17 protein-coding genes are annotated in these 19706 nt (G+C 74.1%); 9 read left to right on the top strand and 8 right to left on the bottom strand.

Going from position 1 to position 19706, the window contains the following annotated elements; genetic code table 11:
- The first annotated feature begins 42 nt into the window (after positions 1-42).
- The 3 genes from Ae331Ps2_RS18590 (at position 43) to Ae331Ps2_RS18580 (ending at position 3382) form a co-directional block, all read left to right on the top strand.
- The gene (locus Ae331Ps2_RS18590; RefSeq protein WP_020623151.1) at positions 43-834 is read left to right on the top strand and encodes an SDR family oxidoreductase; all 792 of its coding nucleotides are present in this window, start codon (positions 43-45) and stop codon (positions 832-834) included.
- A gap of 5 nt (positions 835-839) precedes the next feature.
- A complete protein-coding gene (locus tag Ae331Ps2_RS18585) occupies positions 840-2366 on the top strand; it encodes an NAD(P)/FAD-dependent oxidoreductase (protein WP_075312094.1) in 1527 nt (508 codons plus the stop codon).
- A gap of 176 nt (positions 2367-2542) precedes the next feature.
- Positions 2543-3382: a PaaX family transcriptional regulator C-terminal domain-containing protein gene (locus tag Ae331Ps2_RS18580; RefSeq protein ID WP_075307484.1), complete on the top strand. Its 840-nt coding sequence runs from the start codon at positions 2543-2545 to the stop codon at positions 3380-3382.
- A gap of 523 nt (positions 3383-3905) precedes the next feature.
- Here Ae331Ps2_RS18580 and Ae331Ps2_RS18575 read toward each other — a convergent pair.
- The 5 genes from Ae331Ps2_RS18575 to Ae331Ps2_RS18555 form a co-directional block, all read right to left on the bottom strand.
- Positions 3906-4319 carry a RidA family protein gene (locus Ae331Ps2_RS18575; RefSeq protein ID WP_020625041.1) on the bottom strand — a complete coding sequence of 138 codons (414 nt, stop codon included), beginning with the start codon at positions 4317-4319 and terminating at the stop codon, positions 3906-3908.
- A 1-nt stretch (position 4320) separates the two neighbouring features.
- Entirely contained in the window at positions 4321-6012 is a 1692-nt protein-coding gene (locus tag Ae331Ps2_RS18570; RefSeq protein WP_198932204.1) for an indolepyruvate oxidoreductase subunit beta family protein, read from the bottom strand.
- A complete protein-coding gene (locus Ae331Ps2_RS18565) occupies positions 6012-8180 on the bottom strand; it encodes an indolepyruvate ferredoxin oxidoreductase subunit alpha (protein WP_075312098.1) in 2169 nt (722 codons plus the stop codon). The genes Ae331Ps2_RS18570 and Ae331Ps2_RS18565 overlap by 1 nt, the downstream gene beginning before the upstream one ends.
- A gap of 144 nt (positions 8181-8324) precedes the next feature.
- Positions 8325-8585: a hypothetical protein gene (locus tag Ae331Ps2_RS18560; RefSeq protein ID WP_075307486.1), complete on the bottom strand. Its 261-nt coding sequence runs from the start codon at positions 8583-8585 to the stop codon at positions 8325-8327.
- A gap of 38 nt (positions 8586-8623) precedes the next feature.
- Complete coding sequence (locus Ae331Ps2_RS18555; RefSeq protein WP_083695731.1) at positions 8624-9952, bottom strand: phenylacetate--CoA ligase family protein; 1329 nt, start codon at positions 9950-9952, stop codon at positions 8624-8626.
- Between the two features lie 241 nt (positions 9953-10193).
- Between Ae331Ps2_RS18555 and Ae331Ps2_RS18550 the strand changes: the two genes are divergently transcribed.
- The 4 genes from Ae331Ps2_RS18550 to Ae331Ps2_RS18535 are packed head-to-tail and all read left to right on the top strand — an operon-like array spanning position 10194 to position 14693.
- Positions 10194-11048 carry a fumarylacetoacetate hydrolase family protein gene (locus Ae331Ps2_RS18550; protein WP_075307488.1) on the top strand — a complete coding sequence of 285 codons (855 nt, stop codon included), beginning with the start codon at positions 10194-10196 and terminating at the stop codon, positions 11046-11048.
- Positions 11045-11500: a cupin domain-containing protein gene (locus Ae331Ps2_RS18545; RefSeq protein WP_075312102.1), complete on the top strand. Its 456-nt coding sequence runs from the start codon at positions 11045-11047 to the stop codon at positions 11498-11500. The genes Ae331Ps2_RS18550 and Ae331Ps2_RS18545 overlap by 4 nt, the downstream gene beginning before the upstream one ends.
- Positions 11497-12387 carry an acyl-CoA thioesterase II gene (locus tag Ae331Ps2_RS18540; protein WP_082375496.1) on the top strand — a complete coding sequence of 297 codons (891 nt, stop codon included), beginning with the start codon at positions 11497-11499 and terminating at the stop codon, positions 12385-12387. Before Ae331Ps2_RS18545 ends, Ae331Ps2_RS18540 begins: the two co-directional genes overlap by 4 nt.
- 29 nt (positions 12388-12416) lie before the next feature.
- A complete protein-coding gene (locus Ae331Ps2_RS18535) occupies positions 12417-14693 on the top strand; it encodes a bifunctional salicylyl-CoA 5-hydroxylase/oxidoreductase (protein WP_083695729.1) in 2277 nt (758 codons plus the stop codon).
- A gap of 70 nt (positions 14694-14763) precedes the next feature.
- On the opposite strand, the gene Ae331Ps2_RS18530 is transcribed toward Ae331Ps2_RS18535, so the two are convergent.
- Complete coding sequence (locus Ae331Ps2_RS18530; protein WP_233147610.1) at positions 14764-15993, bottom strand: kynureninase; 1230 nt, start codon at positions 15991-15993, stop codon at positions 14764-14766.
- 27 nt (positions 15994-16020) lie between these two features.
- Positions 16021-16407 (bottom strand): DUF5313 family protein, encoded by a 387-nt coding sequence (locus tag Ae331Ps2_RS18525; RefSeq protein ID WP_020625051.1) that lies wholly within the window; start codon positions 16405-16407, stop codon positions 16021-16023.
- Positions 16408-16454: 47 nt separating this feature from the next.
- Here Ae331Ps2_RS18525 and Ae331Ps2_RS18520 point away from each other — a divergent pair, with 47 nt between their 5' ends.
- Positions 16455-16904 (top strand): MarR family winged helix-turn-helix transcriptional regulator, encoded by a 450-nt coding sequence (locus Ae331Ps2_RS18520; protein WP_020625052.1) that lies wholly within the window; start codon positions 16455-16457, stop codon positions 16902-16904.
- A gap of 52 nt (positions 16905-16956) precedes the next feature.
- Positions 16957-17472, top strand: a complete 516-nt coding sequence (locus Ae331Ps2_RS18515; protein WP_170918331.1) for an isochorismatase family protein — start codon at positions 16957-16959, stop codon at positions 17470-17472.
- A gap of 5 nt (positions 17473-17477) precedes the next feature.
- Here the strand turns inward: Ae331Ps2_RS18515 and Ae331Ps2_RS18510 are convergent, their stop codons facing one another.
- Positions 17478-19664, bottom strand: a complete 2187-nt coding sequence (locus Ae331Ps2_RS18510) for a transglycosylase domain-containing protein (protein ID WP_249265582.1) — start codon at positions 19662-19664, stop codon at positions 17478-17480.
- Positions 19665-19706 lie beyond the last annotated feature (42 nt).

Below are 19706 nucleotides of genomic sequence, written 5' to 3'. Positions count from 1 at the left end.
ATCACGCGTCCGCTAGATGACCGTCATGTTTCGGAGGCTCCCATGACTGACCTGCACGGCCGCACGGTGCTGGTGACCGGCGGATCGACCCTGGTCGGGCACGGTGTCGTCCGTGCCCTGCACGCCGTCGGGGCGTCCGTCGCGATCGCCGACATCGACGAGGCCGGCGCGAAGCCGCTGCTCGACGAGCTCGGCGGGCGCGTCGCGTTCCACCGCACCGACATCACCGACGACGACGCGGTGGCCGCCACCGTCGCCGCCGTCGCCGCCCCGTCCGGCCTGCACGGCCTGGTGAACCTGGCGTGCAGCTACCTCGACGAGGGCGCCGACACCGGTCGGGCCGACTGGCTGCGCGCGCTGGAGGTCAACCTGGTCAGCGCGGTGCAGGCCACCCGGACCGCGCGGCCCCACCTCGCGGCGGCCCGCGGCGCGGTGGTCAACCTGACCTCGATCTCGTCGAAGGTCGCCCAGACGGGGCGCTGGGTCTACCCGGCGTCGAAGGCCGCGCTGGTGCAGGTCACCCGCTCCATGGCGATGGACCTCGCCGGCGACGGCATCCGGGTCAACTCGGTCTCCCCGGGCTGGACCTGGTCGAAGATCATGGACGACCTGTCCGGCGGCGACCGTGCGCACACCGACCGCGTCGCCGCCCCGTTCCATCTGACGGGCCGCGTCGGCGACCCGGACGAGGTCGGCGCCGTCGTCGCCTTCCTGCTCTCCCCGGCCGCCTCCGCCGTCACCGGCGCCGACTGGGCCGTCGACGGCGGCTACTCGGCGATGGGTCCGGAGCAGGCCGTTCCCGCCATCCCCCAGCTCGCGACCGCTTCGGAGTGACCACCATGAAGATCGCCGTCGTCGGGGCCGGATTCGCCGGCCTCTCCTCCGCCAAGGTCCTGACCGGTTTCGGTCACGACGTCACCGTGTTCGAGAAGGCGCCGGACGTCGGCGGGGTGTGGAGCGCGAGCCGCCGCTATCCCGGCCTGACCACGCAGAACGACAAGGGCACCTACTCGCTGTCGGACTTCCCGATGCCGAAGCACTACCCGGAGTGGCCGTCCGGGCAGCAGGTGCAGGAGTACCTGGAGTCCTACGCCCGCCACTTCGGCATCCGCGACGCGGTGCGCACCGACACCGAGGTGCTCTCCGCCGAGCCGCGCGAGGGCGGCGGCTGGACCGTCACCACCGCGGGCGCGTCCGCCGGGGTGGGCGAGTTCGACCACCTCGTCGTCGCGAACGGGATCTTCTCCGAGCCGTTCCTGCCGCCGCTGCCCGGTACCGAGGAGTACCGCGCCGCGGGCGGGCGGTACTGCGCGCCGTCGGACTTCACCGACATCGACGACGCCCGCGACCGCGACGTCGTCGTGATCGGCTACGGCAAGTCCGGCTGCGACGTGGCGGTGGCCCTGAACAGCGTGTCGCGCACGACCACCGTGGTGGCCCGCGAGCTGCTGTGGAAGATGCCCCGCCGGATCGGCGGTGCCCTGAACTACAAGTACCTGCTGCTCACCCGACTCGGCGAGGGGCTGTTCCGCTACGCCCACCTCGCCGGCTTCGAGAAGTTCCTGCACGGCCCGGGCAAGGGCGTGCGCAACGGGATGATGTCGAGCCTGCAGGGCCAGATCGTGCGCCAGCTCGGGCTGCAGAAGCTGGGCCTGGTGCCGGGCGGGTCGCTGGAGGACATCGCGCGCTCCACGGTGTCGCTGGCCACCGAGGGCTTCTACGAGGCCGTCGCCGACGGCTCGATCACCGTCCACCGCGACACGCTCATCAGCGCGCTCGGTGCCCGCGACGGCAGGCCCGTCGCGATCCTGTCCGACGGCACCGAGGTCCCGGCCGACGTGGTCGTCGCGGCGACGGGGTTCCACCAGCGGGTGCCGTTCCTCTCCCAGGACGTGCGGGACCGGCTGGTCGACGAGCGCGGCAACTTCGAGCTCTACCGCCAGATCCACCCGCACACCGTGGCGGACCTGAGCTTCTGCGGGTACAACTCCTCGTTCCTGTCCCCGCTGTCGGCCGAGGTCGCGGCGCTGTGGATCGGGGTGCACCTGGCGGGCGGGATCGACCTGCCGTCGGTGGAGCAGCGGCGCGCCTTCGTGCAGGAGCGGCTGCGGTGGATGGAGGAGCGCACCGAGGGCAAGCACGCCCGCGGTACGAACATCATCCCGTTCTCGCTGCACAACATCGACGAGATGCTCTCCGACCTGGGCGCCGGCATCGGACGGCGCCGCCGCCTGGCCGAGTGGCTGCTGCCGGTCGACCCCGGTGTGTACGCCCGGATCACCGCCGAGCTGACCGCCCGGCACGCCCCGCTCACCGCGGCCGGGGCGGACCGGCGGCCGGGGGCCCCGTTGCGGGCCGCCGGGTGACGAGCACCGCTCCCCCGCGACGCGCCGCACCGTCCCTCCCGGACGGTGCGGCGCGTCGCCGCGTTGCGGGGGCCGACCCGACCACCGCCCCAACCACCGACCCGACCACCGCGCCGACACCCCGCCGTCGGCCCGGCGCACGGCCCGGCCGACGCTCGCGGCCGTACGATGCCGACGTGACGACCGTCGCCGAACCGGAGGAGATCCTCGCGCCCGTCCCGCCGCGACGGCTGATCGTGTCGGTGTACGGGCTCTACGCCCGCGAACGCGGCGGCGCCCTGTCGGTGTCGTCGCTGGTGCGCCTGCTCGGCGGGCTCGGGGTCGACAGCCAGGCCGTGCGCTCGGCGGTGTCGAGGCTGAAGCGGCGTGGTCTGCTGGAGCCGCAGAAGGTCGGCGGCGACGCCGGGTACCGGCTGTCGGCCGCGCTGGCCGACGTGCTCGCCGAGGGCGACGAGCGGATCTTCTCCCGGCGCCGCGCCGGTGCCGGGGAGGGCTGGCTGCTGGTGGCCTTCTCGGTGCCCGAATCGGCCCGTGACCAGCGTCATCAGCTGCGCAGCCTGCTGATCCGGCTCGGCCTGGGCACCGTGGCTCCGGGCCTGTGGGTCGCGCCGGCGCACCTGGAGGCCGAGGTCTCGCACGCGCTGGACCGCGCCGGTCTGCGCGGGTACACCGAGCTGTTCCGCAGCCGGCACGTCGCCGGACGCCCGCTGCGCGAGACCGTCGCGTCCTGGTGGGACCTCGACGCCCTCGCCGCGCAGTACTCGGCGTTCGTCGCCCGCCACGAGCCGGTGATGCGCGCCTGGCGCGACGCCGACGGCACAGCCGAGCAGGCCTTCGCCGACTACGTGACGCTGGTGACCGTCTGGCGACGCCTCCCCTACCTCGACCCGGGCCTGCCGCTGGAGGCGCTGCCCGAGAACTGGGTCGGCGACCGCGCCGAGGACCTGTTCGGCGACCTGCGGGCCCGGCTGGCCGGCCCGGCACGGGAGCACGTCAGCAGCGTCCTGGACGCCTGAGCCTCCGGGAACCGCGCCGTGCGACCGGTGGCCTGCGGGGGCAGCGCAGTCGTGCCCACCGGCCACGGGCCCCGTGCGTCGCCGGAGCAGGGACGGGCCGTCGCCCGGCAGGACGATCACGGGCAGGCGCCCGCCCGGCTGGGCGACCGCCCGGCTGGGCGACCGCCCGGCTGGGCAACCGCCCGGCGGAGCGACCACGCGGGCAGGAGGTCGAACGATTCGCTTACCCGGTAAGCGAGTTCGCCGGGGTCGGGCGCCGGGGCGACGGCGCCGCACCGCACCGCGCCGCACCGCGCCGCGAGTGCACCCTGCCCCGGGTCAGGCCGAGGGCCGATGGCACCCGGGATCCGCCGGCACCGCACACCACCTCCGGTGAATTCGCTTACCGGGTAAGCGAATTCACCGAACCCCCTGGTCCGGCACGCTCCACCCGGCCACGGGACACCTCCGTCCACGCCGAAGCCCACGCCGGAGCGCCGGGCCCGGTGGTCCGGACCCGGCGCGCGCGGGCGGGTGGCCGCGCTCAGACCCGGCGCGCCGCGACGGCCTCGATCTCGATCAGCGCCTCGGGCTGCCACAGCGCGGTGACCCCGACACCGGTCATGGCCGGGTAGGTCCGCCCGCACAGCTCCTTCCAGATCGCGCCGATCTCCCTGCCGCGGGCCTGGTAGCCCGGCACGTCAAGCAGGTAGATCCGGACCGACAGCAGGTCCGCGGGCTCGGAGCCCGCCGCGCGCAGGGCGGTGATCACGTTGGTCAGGGCCTGCCGGAACTGGTCGACGATGTCGCCGTCGACGATCGTGCCGGTCGCGTCCATCGCGGTCTGGCCGGAGAGGTGGACGGTGTCGCCGTGGCGGACGGCGTGGGTGAAACCGGACGGCCTCGCGAGGGTGTCCGGGTTGATGAGCTCGACGTCGGATGCGGTGCCGGTGGTCATGTCAGTGCTTCCCCTTCTTCGACGGGACGGTGGTGGGCAGCCCGGCCCCGGACAGCTGCTCCCGCAGGGCGGCGCCGTCCTCGTCGGCCAGGGCGGCGGACCGCAGCCGGGCGAGCACCGCCGCGGCGTCGGCACGGCCGCGCAGCTCGCCGGCGGCCCGGCAGAGCAGGGCGAAGCTGTCGTTGCCGTGGGCGTAGGTGGCTCCGTAGCCCTTGAGGACCTTCTGGCAGACGACGACCTCGGTGGCGAGATCGGTGTCCTCGGCGGCGATCCCGAGCGCGAGCGCCGTCCACGCCTCGATCGCCTTCTGCTCCTCGACGAACCGCAGCGACCGCGGCCGCAGCGGACGCATCCGCGCCATCGTCGCGAGCATCGCGTAGCCGGTCACCGAGGTGGTGTCGAGGACCATGCCCTCACGGGTGACCCGGTCGACGGTGCGGGTGAACGCCCGCGACCGGCGCAGCACCTTCCCGAGCCGGTACGGCAGCGTGTCGGTGATCTCCTCGGCCTGCGGGTGCAGGTACTCGCGCACCTGGGACAGCTGCGCCGAGGTCACCCGGGCCTCCTCACGCACCCGTTCGAGACGGCGCTTGCGGGTCTTCTGCAGCGCGACGTGGATCGTGTCCTGGTAACACATCCACAGCGCCAGGTGCCGGGCCGCCTCGGTGGTGAGGCGGGCGGCGCCGGCCCGGTCGGGGTCGACGGCGGCGAACGCGCGGACCCGTTCGAGGTATCGGGCGGCGTAGTCGAGGTCCTGGTAGACCCCGGTCCGCACGAGCCCGTGCAGGACCGTGGACCGCGCCGCGGCCGGCAGGTCGGCGACGGTGCGGGCGAGCGGCCGCAGGTCCTCCCCCACCAGGGACTCCGGGTCGGTGGCGGCGATGTCGTTGCGCCGCGCCTCCTCGCGCTCCTTGCGCTCCTCGGCGGAGACGGGGCGGGGCCCGATCGCGATGTCGACCGTCGCCGGCGCGCGGGGCGCGGGCGGGGCGGGGGCGAGCGCGGCGGTGGCGGCGTCGAACCCGCCCGCGAACGCGGCCAGGCTCGGCTCGACGCCCTTGCCGGCGTCGCGGATGGCCTGCTCGAAGCGGTCCCGGGAGAAGGGCAGCGCCCCCGACCCGGCGAGCGCCCCGAACAGCGCCGCGGAGATCACGCTGCGGTGTTCCTCGGCGATCGCGGCGAAGTCCGCGGCGACCAGGTGCCGCGCGGCGCGGCCCGCCGCGGCGACGAGCTCGTCGGAGTCGACGCGGCCGTCACCGAGGTGCATCTTCTCGTCGATGGAGTAGACGCGGTTCGTCGAGGTGATCAGCGTGGTGCGGTCGGGGGTGGCGAAGCCGCGTTGCACGGCGCGGCCGCACTCCATCAGCTCCGAGGCGACGACGACGTCGACCTCGCCGGGCGTCGGGAACACCGACAGCACCGGCTCGGCCCGGCCCGCGCCGTCGGCCGAGTCGCTCTCGGGCAGCGGAGGGTGCAGCTCGGCGTAGTAGACGGTCGCCCCGGTCCGCTGGGCGACGCCGGCGACCGAGGTGGTCTGCGCGTGGTAGCCGGCGGCCTCGGCGACGGCGACGACCCAGTCGGCGAGCACCCCGCCGCCCTCGCCGCCCATCGCGAGGATCGCGAGGGTGATCGGGCGGTTCCCGGCGTACCAGGACGCGGTGCCGGTCCGGGTCGGTGCGGGCATCACGGTGGGCATCAGGCTGCCTCCATCCGGGCGGCGCGGCGCTCCAGGCCGCGTCCGACGAGGGTGATCCACCAGGACCGGACGCGGGCGCGGACCCGCTCGCCGGCCGTGGGGTTGTCGACGACGTCGGTGCGGTAGAACGACGGGCACAGCACCGCCGCGTGGGCGTTGTTGCCGCAGACCCCGCACCCGACGCAGGAGTCGAGCACGGTCGCGATCGGGTCGGTGCGCAGCGGGTCCGGGTTGTCGGTGATCGTCAGCGACGGACAGCCGGAGATCCGGATGCAGGCGTGGTCGCCGGTGCAGGTCTCCGGGTCGACGCCGAATCGTTCGCGCACGACGCGCTCGCCGCGCTTGAGCCTGGCCGCGCGGTCCTTCTTGACCCGGCGCTGCCGGTTGAGCTGGCACTCCGACTGCATGACCAGCAGCTCGGGGCCGGGCTCCCTGCGGCGGAACGCCTTCAGGAAGGTGTCGCGGACGCGGGCCACGTCGTAGGTGTGGTCGATCGTGGTGGCGTTGGTGATGCCGAGCCCCCGGGCGGCCTTCTCGATGGGGTGCTTGGTCGAGCGGCGCTCGAGGTCGGCGTGGCTGGACAGCACGTCCTGCCCGCCGGTGGCGGCGGCGTAGTCGTTGTCGACGACCACCATGACCTGGTCGGACTTGTTGAACACCGCGTTCCCGACGCCGGACACGAGCCCGTTGTGCCAGAAGCCGCCGTCGCCCATGATCGACACGGGCCGCTTCTCGGCGCCGCCGCCGGCCAGCGCGGACGAGCCCGCGGCGCCCATGCCGTAGCCCATCGTCGTCGCGCCCAGGTCGAACGGGGCGTTGATGGCGAACAGGTGGCAGCCGATGTCGGCGGAGATCTGGTGCTGCCCGGTCTCGCGCTCGGCGAGCTTGAGGCCGGAGAAGATCGGGCGCTCCGGGCAGCCGGTGCACAGGCCCGGCGGGCGCGGGCGCACGACCTCGGCGGCGACCCGCGGCGCGAACGGGCTCGCCGGGTCGGCCGGGTCGCGCAGCAGCGACGGCCGGTGGGTGACGACGTCGGGGGCGTACTTGCCGAGGAACTGGTCCAGTCCGCGGGTGATGACCTGGGCGGTGTACTCGCCGCCCGCGGCCAGCATGTCCTTGCCGTGCAGCACGGTCGGGACGTCGGCACGGCGCAGGATCGCGTGCAGGTTCTGCTCGATGTAGTCGGGCTGCCCCTCCTCGACCATGATCACGGCGCGCTTGCCGGCGCAGAACTCGACGATCTCGGAGTCGACGACCGGGTAGGTCACGTTCATGACGTAGGTCGGGACGCGGGTGCGGCCGAGCGTGTCGGAGGCACCGAGCAGCTCCATCGACCGGTTCAGGGTGTTGTACAGCCCACCCTGGACGATGATGCCCACGTCGGAGGCGGTGCCGTCGCCGGGGAACAGCTCGTTGAGTCCGTGCTCCCGGATGAACTCGACCGCCCGGGGCCAGCGGTCCTCCAGCTTCTCCCGCTCGTGGGCGAACGACGCGGGCGGCAGCACGATCCGGTCGACGCTGCGCCGCGGGGCGTCCGCGGCCTGGGCGACGGTCATCGGCGGCCGCACGTTGTCCTTGGCGACGAACTCGCCGTGCAGGTGGCAGGACCGCAGCCGCAGCTCCAGGAAGACCGGGGTGTTCGACGCCTCGGACAGCGCGAACCCGGACTCCACCGCGTTCACGATCGCGGTCGTGTCGGCGCGCGGGTCGAGCAGCCACATCTGCGACTTCATCGCGAACGCGTGCACCCGCTCCTGCATGATCGAGGAGCCCTCGCCGTAGTCCTCGCCGAGGATCACCAACGCACCACCGGTGACCCCGCCCGAGGCGAGGTTGGCCAGGGCGTCGGAGGCGACGTTCGTGCCGACCGGGGACTTGAAGGTGATCGCGCCGCGCAGCGGGTGGTGCACCGACGCGGCCAGCATGGCCGCGGCCGTCGCCTCGGAGGCGGAGTTCTCGAACCGGACGTCGAGCTCGTCGAGGATCTCGCGGGCGTCGCCGAGGACGTCCATGAGGTGCGAGATCGGCGCGCCCTGGTAGCCGCCGACGTAGGCGACGCCGGACTGCAGCAACGCCTTCGTCACGGCCAGGATGCCTTCGACGTGCAGCGTCTCGCCGGCACCGGCGCGCAGCTTCTGCACCTCGGCGGCGAAGGACCGTTCGGCCATGGCCGTCCTCTCGTCGTGGTGGTCGTGGTGGTGGGTGTGGTCGTCGGCACCGACGCTAGGCACCGGATCGCGTGGCGCCTATCCCGTGGACGTGGTCGCTGTCCGATCGGCGCCGCGAGGCGGGTACGGGGGCGGGTACGGCGGTCAGACGCCCACGTCGGTCAGGTGCTCGAAGCGCAGTCCGAGGTCGGTGACGGCGACGGCCACCGAGGCGAGCGCGGCGCGCAGGTTCGCGGCGACGCAGGGCGAGAGGTCGTCGCGGCGCAGCGCGGCGACGATCCGGTCGTAGACGTCGAGCAGGGCCTGCTCGGCGTCGTCGAGCGGGACACCGAGCAGGTCCGTCGCCCGGTCGGCGGCGGCGCACGGGGCGGACGGCGCGGTGGTCGTGGTGGTGGTCGTGCTCATGGCGGGCTCCTCGCGGGTCGGGTCGGCGGCGGGCCCGGTCAGACGGCCGGACGCAGGTCGGTGAGCCGCTTGGCCTTCAGCTCGAAGCGGGGCAGCTCCCCGGTCGCGGCGCGGCGGACGTGGAAGCGCAGGCCCTCGTGCGCGTCGGCCAGCTCGGCCGCGACCCGCCCGGAGAGCAGGTCCCAGGCGGTGCCGTCGACGGTGGCCGCGGGTTCGAGCAGCAGCTCGATCTCGTCGCGGTCGCCGGGGCGGGAGATGCGGATCTGGAACTCCTCGATCCCGTCGAAGCCGCGCACGATCGCCTCGACGGCGCCGGGGTAGACGTTGGTGCCGCGGACGAGCTTCATGTCGTCGACTCGGCCGATGATCCCGCCCTGGTACAGGTCCCAGGTGCGCCCGGAGGTCGTCGCCGTGCCGGGGACCTTCACCACCAGGTCGGCGGTGCGGTAGCGCAGCAACGGGGTGGTCGAGCGCCCGAAGGAGGTGCAGACGCGCTCGCCGCGCTCGCCGTAGCCGACCTCGCGCCCGGTCTCGGGGTCGATCACCTCCTCCAGGAGGTGGTCCTCGATGACGTGGCAGCCGCCGGGCTGCTCGGCGGGGGTGAACATGACGATCGTCGACACCTCGGTCATGCCCGCGGTGTCGTAGGCCCGCGCGCCCCACTTCCGCTCGATCAGCGCCGTGGTCTCCGGGATCGACCCGGCGGGCTCGCCGGAGAGGATCACCCGGCGGACCGGGCCGTTCACCAGGTCGATGCCCAGCTCCTCGGCCTCGGCGGCCAGGCGCAGCGCGTAGGTCGGGGTGGACGCGACGACGGTCGCGCCGAAGTCGTGGATCTGGCGCACCCGCTGGGCGGTGGACTGCGCGCCGCCGGGGATGGTCAGCGCGCCGATCTTCTCCAGCCCGTTGTGCAGGCCCCAGAACCCGATGAACGAGCCGTAGCCGAACGCGACGTAGCCGACGTCGCGCGGGCGGACCCGGGCGCCCCACAGCGCGTAGCACCACATCTCCGCCGACCACGACCAGTCCTTGCGGGAGTCCAAGGCACGCAGCGGGGTGCGTCCGGAGGTGCCGGACGTGGTGTGCAGCCGGATCGCCGACTCCGGCCCGGTGACCGGCAGCTCGCCGAACGGCGGGTGCGTGTCCTGGGAAGCCATCCACTCCTCGCGGGTGAGGAACGGGATGCGCGCCAGGTCGTCGCGGGTGCGGATCCGGTCCGGGTCGACGCCGGCGAGGGTGCGCCGGTAGTACGGGCTGCGGTCCTTCGCCCAGGCCAGCACCCGGCGCAGCTTCGCGAGCTGCAGCTCGACGAGCTCCGCGCGCGGCATGAGCTCGGTCTTGGGGTTCCAGAACGGCTGGTCGGTCACGACGTCCCCTTCTCCCGGCGCAAGCCGTATGTCGCTGACGTGACGACAGTCATCACAGCACGGAACGGCGACTTCCGACAACCCCCGTCACCGAGGCACCCGGGGGACGAGATCAGCACGTCATGGCCGCGAAACGCGGACGCTGTCCACCTGACGCAGATGATCGCGGCGCGCTTGCCGCGACACCGTTCATCGTGTTTCAGTGGTTCTCGTCAAGAAATCGACACAACCGGAGGTCGGGATGCGCCTGGCGACCCTGCGCCGCGCGGACACCACCGTCGCCGCCGTCGCCGCCGACGGGCGGTGGGTGCCGCTGGGGTACCGCGACGTCGGTGCGCTGCTGGCCGACCCGGACGGCCCCGGCCGGGCCCGCGCCGTCGCCGCACCGGGGGCGGTCCCCGGGGGCGAGGACCTCGCCGCGGTCGTCCCGCACCCGGCGAAGGTGGTGTGCTGCGGGCACAACTACGCGGGACACATCCGCGAGATGGGCCGCGAGCTGCCCGCCCACCCGACGCTGTTCACCAAGTTCGCCGACACCCTCACCGGGCCCGCGGACACCGTGACGGTGCCGGACTGGGCCGAGGGCCTGGACTGGGAGGCCGAGCTCGCCGTCGTCGTCGGGGCACCGCTGCACCGCGCGGACCGCGACGAGGCGACCGCCGCGATCGCCGGGTACACCGCCGCGAACGACCTGTCGGTCCGCTCCTGGCAGCGCCACACCGGGCAGTGGCTGCCGGGCAAGGCGTTCGACGCCACCACCCCGCTCGGCCCGGTGCTCGTCACCCCCGACGAGCTGGACCCGGCCGCCGGCCTCGCGCTGACCTGCCGGGTCGGCGGCGAGCTCGTGCAGTCCGGCGACACCGCGGACCTGGTGTTCGACGCGCCCGCGCTGCTCGCCTACGTCTCGGCGTTCACCCGGCTGTCCCCCGGCGACGTCGTGCTCACCGGCACCCCCGCCGGGGTCGGCGCCGGGATGTCCCCGCCCCGCGCCCTGGCCGACGGCGACGTCGTCGAGGTCGAGCTGGCCGGCGTCGGCGTCCTGACCACCCCGATCCGCATCGAGAAGACCGGCACCGAGCACAGGGAGTGCGCATGAGTGAGCAGAGCAAGGACGCCACCGAGCTGGCCTGGTCGGCCGTCCCCGTCGTGACCCGGGCCGGGTCCGAGGACACCGGCACCGGCCAGTCCGGTGGCTGCGTCCGTGTCTCCGGCGTGTCGCCGCAGCACACCCCGGCCACCCGGATCTGGTTCGGCCGGGTCTCCAACGAGCCGGGCTACCGCTCGCTGCCGCACCACCACGGCGAGGCCGAGACCGGCGGCTACGTGCTGTCCGGCACCGGCCGCATCTGGTACGGCGAGAACTACGAGCAGTGGATCGAGATGACCGAGGGCGACTTCGTGTTCGTCCCGCCGTTCATGCCGCACGTCGAGGGCAACATGTCGACCACCGAGGAACTGGTGTGGCTGACCTGCCGGACGCCGGACAACATCGTCGTCAACCTCCCCGAGGTCGACGACGCGAGCCTCGAGGGATACCGCCGCGCATGAGCACCGAGCACACCACCCCCATGCCCGCGGACACCGAGCGGTCGGTCGCCCCGCTGCTCGCCGCCCTGGACCTGCAGAAGGACGGCGACGACGCGTTCCTCGCCCGCCACCAGGTCATCCCGTCGGGCCGCGCCTACGGCGGCGAGCTCGTCGCACAGGCCGAGCGGGCCATGACCCTCACCGTCGGCGAGGACCGCCGCGTCGCGAACCTGCACGGCTACTTCCTGCGCGCCGGCGACGTGCACACGCAGACCCGCTGGGAGGTCGAGCGCGTCCGCGACGGCCGCGGCTTCTCCCACCGCGCGGTGCGCGGCCTGCAGGGCGGCAAGGAGATCTTCCGGGCGATGGCCCAGTTCGCGGTGCCCACCGCGGGCGCCGTCGAGCACTCCGACACGCTGCCGCCCGAGGCGGGTGACCCGAGCGAGCTGCCGAGCACCGCCGACGTGCTCGTCGGCGCGGACACCCGCGACGCCGAGTACTGGCGCTTCCACCGCGGCTTCGACATCCGGCACTCCCCCTCGGCGCTCTACACCGACGCCGGCGGCGAGCGCGTCGCCCGGCAGACCGTGTGGCTGAAGGCCTGGGAACGGCTGCCCGACGACCCGGCGATCCACCGCAGCGCCCTGGCCTACGTCTGCGACTACACCCTGCTCGAGCCGATCCTGCGCCGCCACGGCTCGGCCTGGGCCGACGACGGCGTCGTCACCGCCAGCCTCGACCACGCCATGTGGTGGCACCACGACGGCCGCATGGACTCCTGGGTCGCACTGGTCCAGACCTCCCCGGTCGCCACCCGCGGCACCGGGCTCGGCACCGCCCGCCTCTACTCCGCCGACGGCCGGCTGCTGGCCTCGGTCGTCCAGGAAGGACTGGTGAGTCTCCCGTGAGCTCTCCCGTGAGCGCCGCAGCCTAGAAGATCGTCTCCGTCGGTGGCGGCCCCGGTGGGCTGTTCTCGGCGATCCTGCTCAAGAAGTCCGACCCGTCACGCGAGGTGGTGGTCTACGAGCGCAACCGCGCCGACGACACCTTCGGCTTCGGCGTCGTGTTCTCCGAGGAGACGCTGGACAACATCCGCGCCGCCGACCCGGAGTCGCTCGACCGCATCGCCGCGGAGTTCCGGCACTGGTCGGCGATCGACGTCGACGTCCTCGGGGTCCGCGAGCGCAGCGACGGGCACGCCTTCGCCGCGCTGGAGCGCAAGCGGCTGCTCGGCATCCTCGGCGAGCGGGCCGCGGAGCTCGGGGTCGACCTGCGCTTCTCCACCGAGGCGCCGGACCTGGACACCCTGCGCCGCGACCACGACCTGGTCATCGCCGCCGACGGCGTGAACTCCCGCATCCGCGAGGCGCTGGCCGAGGAGTTCCGGCCCACCCTGGACCGGCGGACCGCCCAGTACGTCTGGTTCGCCACCACCCGGCCGTTCGACTGCTTCACCTTCCAGTTCGTCGAGACCAGGTTCGGGCTGTTCTGGGCGCACATCTACCCGTTCGACGGCGAGCGCTCCACCTTCATCGTCGAGACCGACTCCGACACCTGGGAGCGGGCCGGGCTCGCGGAGTTCGCCGCCGCCGAGCGCAGGCCCGGCGAGAACGACGAGCGCTCCCTGCGCTTCTGCGAGGAGGTCTTCGCCGACCTGCTCGACGGCCACGGCCTGATCGGCAACAACTCCGGCTGGCTGTCCTTCGGCGTGCTGCGCAGCGGGTCCTGGCGCGCCGGGAACGTGGCGCTCGTCGGCGACGCCGCGCACACCGCGCACTTCTCCATCGGCTCGGGCACCAAGCTCGCGCTGGAGGACGCGATCGGGCTGGTCGGCGCGGTGGACCGGGAACCGACCGTCGAGGCCGCGCTCAAGGCCTACCAGGAGGACCGCAAGCCGGTCGTCGAGTCGCTGCAGCGCTCCGCGCAGACCAGCCTGGAGTGGTTCGAGGGCGTGCGCCGCTACCGTGGCCTGGCCCCCGAGCAGTTCGTGTTCCAGCTGCTCACCCGCTCGCAGCGGGTCACCTACGACAATCTCAAGCTGCGCGACGCCGGCTACGTCGGCCGGGTCGACGCCTGGCTCGCCGACCGCACCCGCGAGCTGGGCTGCGACGTCGAGACCGGGACCCCGCCGATGTTCCACCCCTACCGGCTGCGCGGCATGACCCTGGCGAACCGGATCGTCGTCTCGCCGATGGCACAGTACTCCGCCGTGGACGGCGTGCCGACCGACTGGCACCTCGTGCACCTCGGCGGGCGGGCGCAGGGCGGCGCCGGGCTCGTCATGACGGAGATGATCTGCACCTCCGCCGACGGCCGGATCACCCCCGGCTGCCCCGGCCTGTACACCGACGACCAGCGGGACGCCTGGGCACGCGTCGTGCGCTTCGTGCACGAGAACACCGGCGCGAAGATCGCCGCCCAGATCGGCCACGCCGGGCGCAAGGGCTCGACGAAGGTCATGTGGGAGGGCATCGACGAGCCCCTCCCCGACGGCAGCTGGGAGATCCTGGCGCCGTCGCCGGTGCGCTACCGGCCCGACAGCCAGGTCCCGCGCGAGGCGACCGAGGCCGACCTCGACCGGGTCGTCGCCGACCACATCGCCGCGGCCCGCCGCGCCGCCGACGCCGGGTTCGACATGATCGAGCTGCACTTCGCGCACGGGTACCTGGTGTCGAGCTTCCTGTCCCCGGTGTCGAACCGGCGGACCGACTCCTACGGCGGCAGCCTGGCGAACCGGGCCCGCCTGGGCCTGCGGATCCTCGACGCCGTGCGCGAGGTGTGGCCGGCCGACCGGCCGATCAGCGTCCGGATCAGCGCCACCGACTGGGTCGAGGGCGGTTTCGACGGCGACGACGCGGTGGCCCTGGCCCCGATGCTGCACGCGCACGGCGCGGACATCGTCGACGTCTCGACCGGCCAGACCAGCACCGAGGCGAGGCCGCGCTACGGGCGGCTCTACCAGACGCCGTTCGCCGACCGGATCCGGCAGGAGACCGGTGTCCCGACGATCACCGTCGGCGCGGTGTCCAGCGTCGAGGATGCGAACACGATCATCGCCTCCGGCCGGGCGGACCTGTGTGCCATCGCCCGTCCGCACCTGGTGGACCCGTACTGGACGCTGAACGCGGCCCTCGACCAGGACTTCCGCGGGCACGCGATCCCGAAGCAGTACCGGTCGGGGCTCTCGCCGCGGCGCCGCGCACAGGAGCCGTGAGCCGCGTCCTGCCCCTGCGGGTGCCGCGCGGACGCCGACGGGCCGGGCCGGGCGCGTCGGTGCTCCGGGCTCATCGCGCGACCTCCTCGGCCAGCGCGGTCATGCCCGCCGCGACCTCGGCGAACGACGTCGACAGCGGTGCGAGCCCGATCCGGATGCCGTCCGGGGCGCGGAAGTCGCCGATCACGCCGCGCTCCCACAGCCGGGCGTTGACCTCGGCGAAGTCGGACCGGCGCAATGTGACGTGCCCGCCGCGGCGGTCGGGGTCGCGCGGTGAGGCGACCTGTACACCGTGCCGGGCGAGCAGGGTGTCGGCCAGGTCGAGTGCGAACGCCGTCAGCCGCAGCGACTTCGCCCGGACCGCGTCGATCCCGGCCTCGGCGAGCAGCTCCACGCCGCACTCCAGCGGCACCGAGGCCAGCACCGGCGGGGTGCCGGACAACAGCGCCCGCACGTCGGGCGCGGGCTCGTGGCCGGGGCCCATCGCGAACGGGGCGCGGTGGCCGAACCAGCCGGTGATCGGCTGGCGCAGCGCGCCGGTGTGCCGGGCGGCGAGGTAGCCGAACGCGGGCGCGCCCGGCCCGCCGTTCAGGTACTTGTAGCCGCAGCCGACCGCGAGGTCGGCGCCCCAGGCGTCGAGCTCGACCGGGACCGAGCCGACCGAGTGCGACAGGTCCCAGAGCACCAGGGCGCCGGCGTCGCGCGCGACCCGGGTGATCGCGGGGCCGTCGGCGAGGAACCCGGACCGGTAGGCGACGTGGGACAGCAGCACCAGCGCGGTGCGCGGCCCGACGGCCGCCGCGACCTGCTCCGGGGTCACCCCGGCGGCCGGGTCGGACTCGATCCAGCGCAGCGACGCGCCGCGCTCGGCGGCGATGCCCTCGACCACGTAGCGGTCGGTCGGGAAGTTGTCGGTGTCGACGACGATCTCGTCCCGGCCGTGCGCCGCGCGCTCGTCCAGGGCGGCGCGGGCCAGCTTGTAGAGCAGCACCGTGGTGGAGTCGGCGACGACGACCTGCCCCGGCCCCGCCCCCAGCGCGGCGGCGCCGATCCGGTCGCCGAGGGTGCGCGGACGGTCGATCCAGCCCTCGTCCCAGCCGCGGATCAGCCGGGTGCCCCAGTCCGCGCGGACGAAGCGCTCCATCCGCTCGGCAGCCGCGCGCAGCGGGCGGCCGAGGGAGTTGCCGTCGAGGTAGGCGACGACGCCGTCGGCGGGCAGGAACCGCTCCCGGAGGGCGGCGAGCGGGTCCTCGGCGTCGAGGCGGGCGGCGACGGACGCCGGGCCGGGGTGGACGGTCACGGGGCCCATCCTGCCGGGTTCCGGACCCTAGCCGCGCCAGCGGCGCTCGTAGCGTTCCCGCGCGGCCTCGCGGGTCCCCTCGTCGGCCTTCTCGCGCACCGCGGCGGCGTGCCCCACCGGGTACCCCGCCTTAGCGACGCGGTGCTCGGCGGACTCGTACATGTAGGCGAGCGAGTAGAAGTAGCCGAGGATCGCCCCGGCCAGCACCGACAGCGCCCGGACGTACACCGGGCCGGGGATCAGCAGGTAGAGCAGCACGCCGATCGGCAGCAGCTGCACGGTGGTGCGCACCAGGTGACGCAGCTGCCAGGTCCGGGTGGTGACGTCGTGCAGGACCCAGCCCCGGAACCGGGAGGGCAGCCCGGCGCCGTAGGCGTAGGCCAGCCACTGGACGGGGTTCGGCCGCTGATCCATTGTTGGTCCCCCAATTCTTGGTGCACCAACAATGTACGATGGGTGCCATGCCGAGCGCATCCCCGGGTGACGACGACCTCCTCCGGCTCGACCGTCAGGTCTGCTTCGCCCTCGCCGTCGCGGCCCGCAACGTCATCGCGCTGTACCGGCCGCTGCTGGAGCCGATGGGGCTGACCCACCCGCAGTACCTGGTGCTGCTCGCACTGTGGGAGCGCTCCCCGCGCTCGCTCGGCGACCTGGCCCGGGAGCTCGCGCTCGACCCCGGCACGCTGTCGCCGCTGCTCAAGCGGCTCGAGGCCGCGGGCCTGGTCGACCGGCGCCGGGTCCCGGGTGACGAGCGGACGATGGCGGTGTCGCTCACCGACGCCGGGTGGGCGCTGCGGGCGCGGGCCGAGGCGATCCCGGCGGCGATCGTGGACCGGCTCGGGATGCCGCTGCCGGAGCTGGAGGAGCTGCGGACGGTGCTGGACCGGGTGATCGCCGCGTCGCGCGGCTGACCGGGGCGGTGGTGCGGGACCGGTCGCCGGCCGTACCGTCTCCGCCGTGCTGATGACCGCAGGCAAGGCCGTCCTGCTCCTGGTCGACCTGCAGGAGCGCCTGGTCCCCGCGATGCACGACGGCGATCGCGTCGTCGAGCGCGCCGCCCGGCTCGCCGAGGCCGCGACCCTGCTGGAGGTCCCGGTGCTGGCCACCGAGCAGGTCCCGGAGAAGCTCGGCCCGACCGTCGAGCGGCTCGCCGGCCTGCCGCACCTGGTGATGCCCAAGACCCGCTTCGCCGCCGACGACGGCGTGCTGTTCCCGCCCGGCCGCACCGAGATCGTCGTCGCCGGGGTGGAGGCGCACGTCTGCGTGCTGCAGACCGTGCTGGAGCTGCGCGCCGAGGACCGCCGGGTGGTGGTCGTCGCCGACGCCGTCGGGTCCCGGTTCCCGCAGGACGAGCAGCTGGCGCTGGAGCGGGCGCGCTCGGCCGGGGCGGAGGTCGTCACCTCGGAGATGGTGCTGTTCGAGTGGCTGCGCGACGCCGCGCATCCGCGCTTCCGCGAGGTCCAGAAGCTGCTGAAGTAGGCGCGTCACCCGTTGCGGGGCTGCAGGTAGGCCGGGTCCGGGTCGGGCAGCGGCACGTCGGCCCGCCCGGCGACCAGCGGGTCGACAGCGGCGAAGAACGGCGGCGCCGCGACGGTCCCGCCGAACGCGCCGTGCCCGCAGTCGCCGAGGTGCACGGGGTCGCCGGGGCAGATCTCCGACGGGTTCGGGCCGTCGGCGAACACCATCGAGGACCCCGCCACGCCGTCGATGCCGCCGGTGGCCCCGACGAACGCGACCGACTCCGAGGAGTTCGTCGTGCCGGTCTTGCCGATCGTGGGGCGCGTCCAGCCCTCGGCCCGCGCCGCGGCCGCCGAGGTGCCGGTCACGGTGTCGCCACCGAGCCCGGCGGCCAGGGTGTGCGCGACGCCGGGGGCGACGGCCTGCTCGCAGGCGGGCCGGTTCACCGGCACCGCCGCACCGTCGCGGCCGGTCACCGACAGCACCGCGTCCGGGGCGCACCAGACGCCGTCGCTCTGGATCGTCGCCGCGACGTTCGCCTCCTCCAGCGTGGACACCGGGCTGACCCCGAGGGTGAACGACGGGAGGTCCGCGAAGAACTGCGACTGCGGCGGGGAGATCCGCGCGTCCGGCGACGAGGGGTCCGGCGTCCCGCCCACCGCGTTCGACGCGAGGGTGTCGCGCAGCCCGAGCCGGCGCGCCATGTCCACCACCCGGGGGATCCCGGTGCGTTCCTCGAGGTCGACGAACGCGGTGTTCGGCGAGGTCGCGAGCGCGACGGGCAGCGGGATCGGGTCCGGGTAGTTCGGGGTGTCGTTGCTGACGGGGTAGCAGCTGCTCCCCGCGCCGGGGAAGCACGCCGAGGCCGGGTCGGGCAGCGTGCTGTCGTAGCCGACGGTGCCCGCCTCCAGTGCCGCGGCGGTGGTGAAGATCTTGAAGGTGGAACCGGCACCGAAGACGTTCGACGGCGCGGCGACGAGGTCGCGCGTGGTGTCGCCGGCCGCGGCGTCGGTGCCGGGCCGGCGGTTGGCGACCATGGCGAGGATCTGGTGGTCGCCGGTGGCGGCGTCGCCGTGGCCGGGCCGGATCAGCGCCAGGGTGTTGGCGACGCCGTCCTGGGTGCGCGGCACGTTCGCGTCGACCGCCTGCTGCGCCGACGCCGTCGCGGCCGGGTCGAGGGTGGTGCGGATCGTGTAGCCGCCGGTGTCGAGCTGCTGCTCGGTGAACCCCGCCTTCTCCAGCTCGGACACCGCGTACTCGCAGAGGAACCCGGCGCCGTCGGTGGCGCCGTAACAGTTGTGCCCGGGGACCTGCGGCCCGCCGGGGCGCACCCCGAGCGGCGCGGCCGTGGCCTCGGCAGCCTGGACCGGGGTGAGCGACCCGGCGTCGCGCATCGCCGCGATCACGGTGTTGCGCCGGTCGGTCGCGGCCTGCGGGTGGCGGAACGGGTCGAACAGGGTGGGGTTGTTGACCGCGCCCGCGAGCAGCGCGGCCTGCGGGACCGTCAGGTGCGCGGCGTCGGTGCCGAACCAGGCGCGCGCGGCGGCCTCGACGCCGTAGACGTTGCCGGTGAACTCGACGGTGTTGAGGTACCCGGCGAGCACGTCCTGCTTGGACGTGCTGTGCGCCAGGCGCTGGGCGAGCACCGCCTCGCGGATCTTGCGGGTCGGGGTGTCGGCGTGGTCGGCCCGCTGGGCGGCGGGGTCGTCGCGGTCGACGACGTCGATCAGCCAGTTCTTCACGTACTGCTGGGTGATGGTGGAGCCGCCCTGCACGGCGCCGCCCGCGGCGTCGGTGACCAGTGCGCGCAGGGTGCCGACGGGGTCCACCCCGGACTCGTCGAAGAACCGGCGGTCCTCGACGTCGACGATCGCGGCGACCATCGACGGGGAGATCCGGTCGTAGGGGACGGGGATCCGGTACTGCTCGTCGAGGTAGGCGATCGGGGTGCCGTCGCGGTCGGTGAGGACCGTCGCCGCGGGCAGCGACGCCGCGTTCGGCAGGTCGCCGGTCGTCCCCGGTGGCACGACCGAGGCGACGGCGGCGACGCCCGCCGCGGCGGGGGCCGCGCACCCGGCGAGGACGAGCCCGCCGGCCAGGATCCCGATCCCGAGCCGCCGCAGCACCGACGGGTCCGGGCGGCGCCACCGTCGCCCGGTGCGGGTCTCCCGGAGACGGTCGTTCCAGTGCTGTGCGATCAGGCGTTCCCCCACGCGGGCGATTGTGCGCCGCAACGCTGAGGGATGCCTGAGGCG

Source organism: Pseudonocardia sp. Ae331_Ps2, assembly GCF_001932405.1.
Lineage (GTDB): Bacteria > Actinomycetota > Actinomycetes > Mycobacteriales > Pseudonocardiaceae > Pseudonocardia.
Note: the sequence above shows the minus strand (reverse complement) of the source record. Positions and strands in the feature narration are given on the sequence as shown.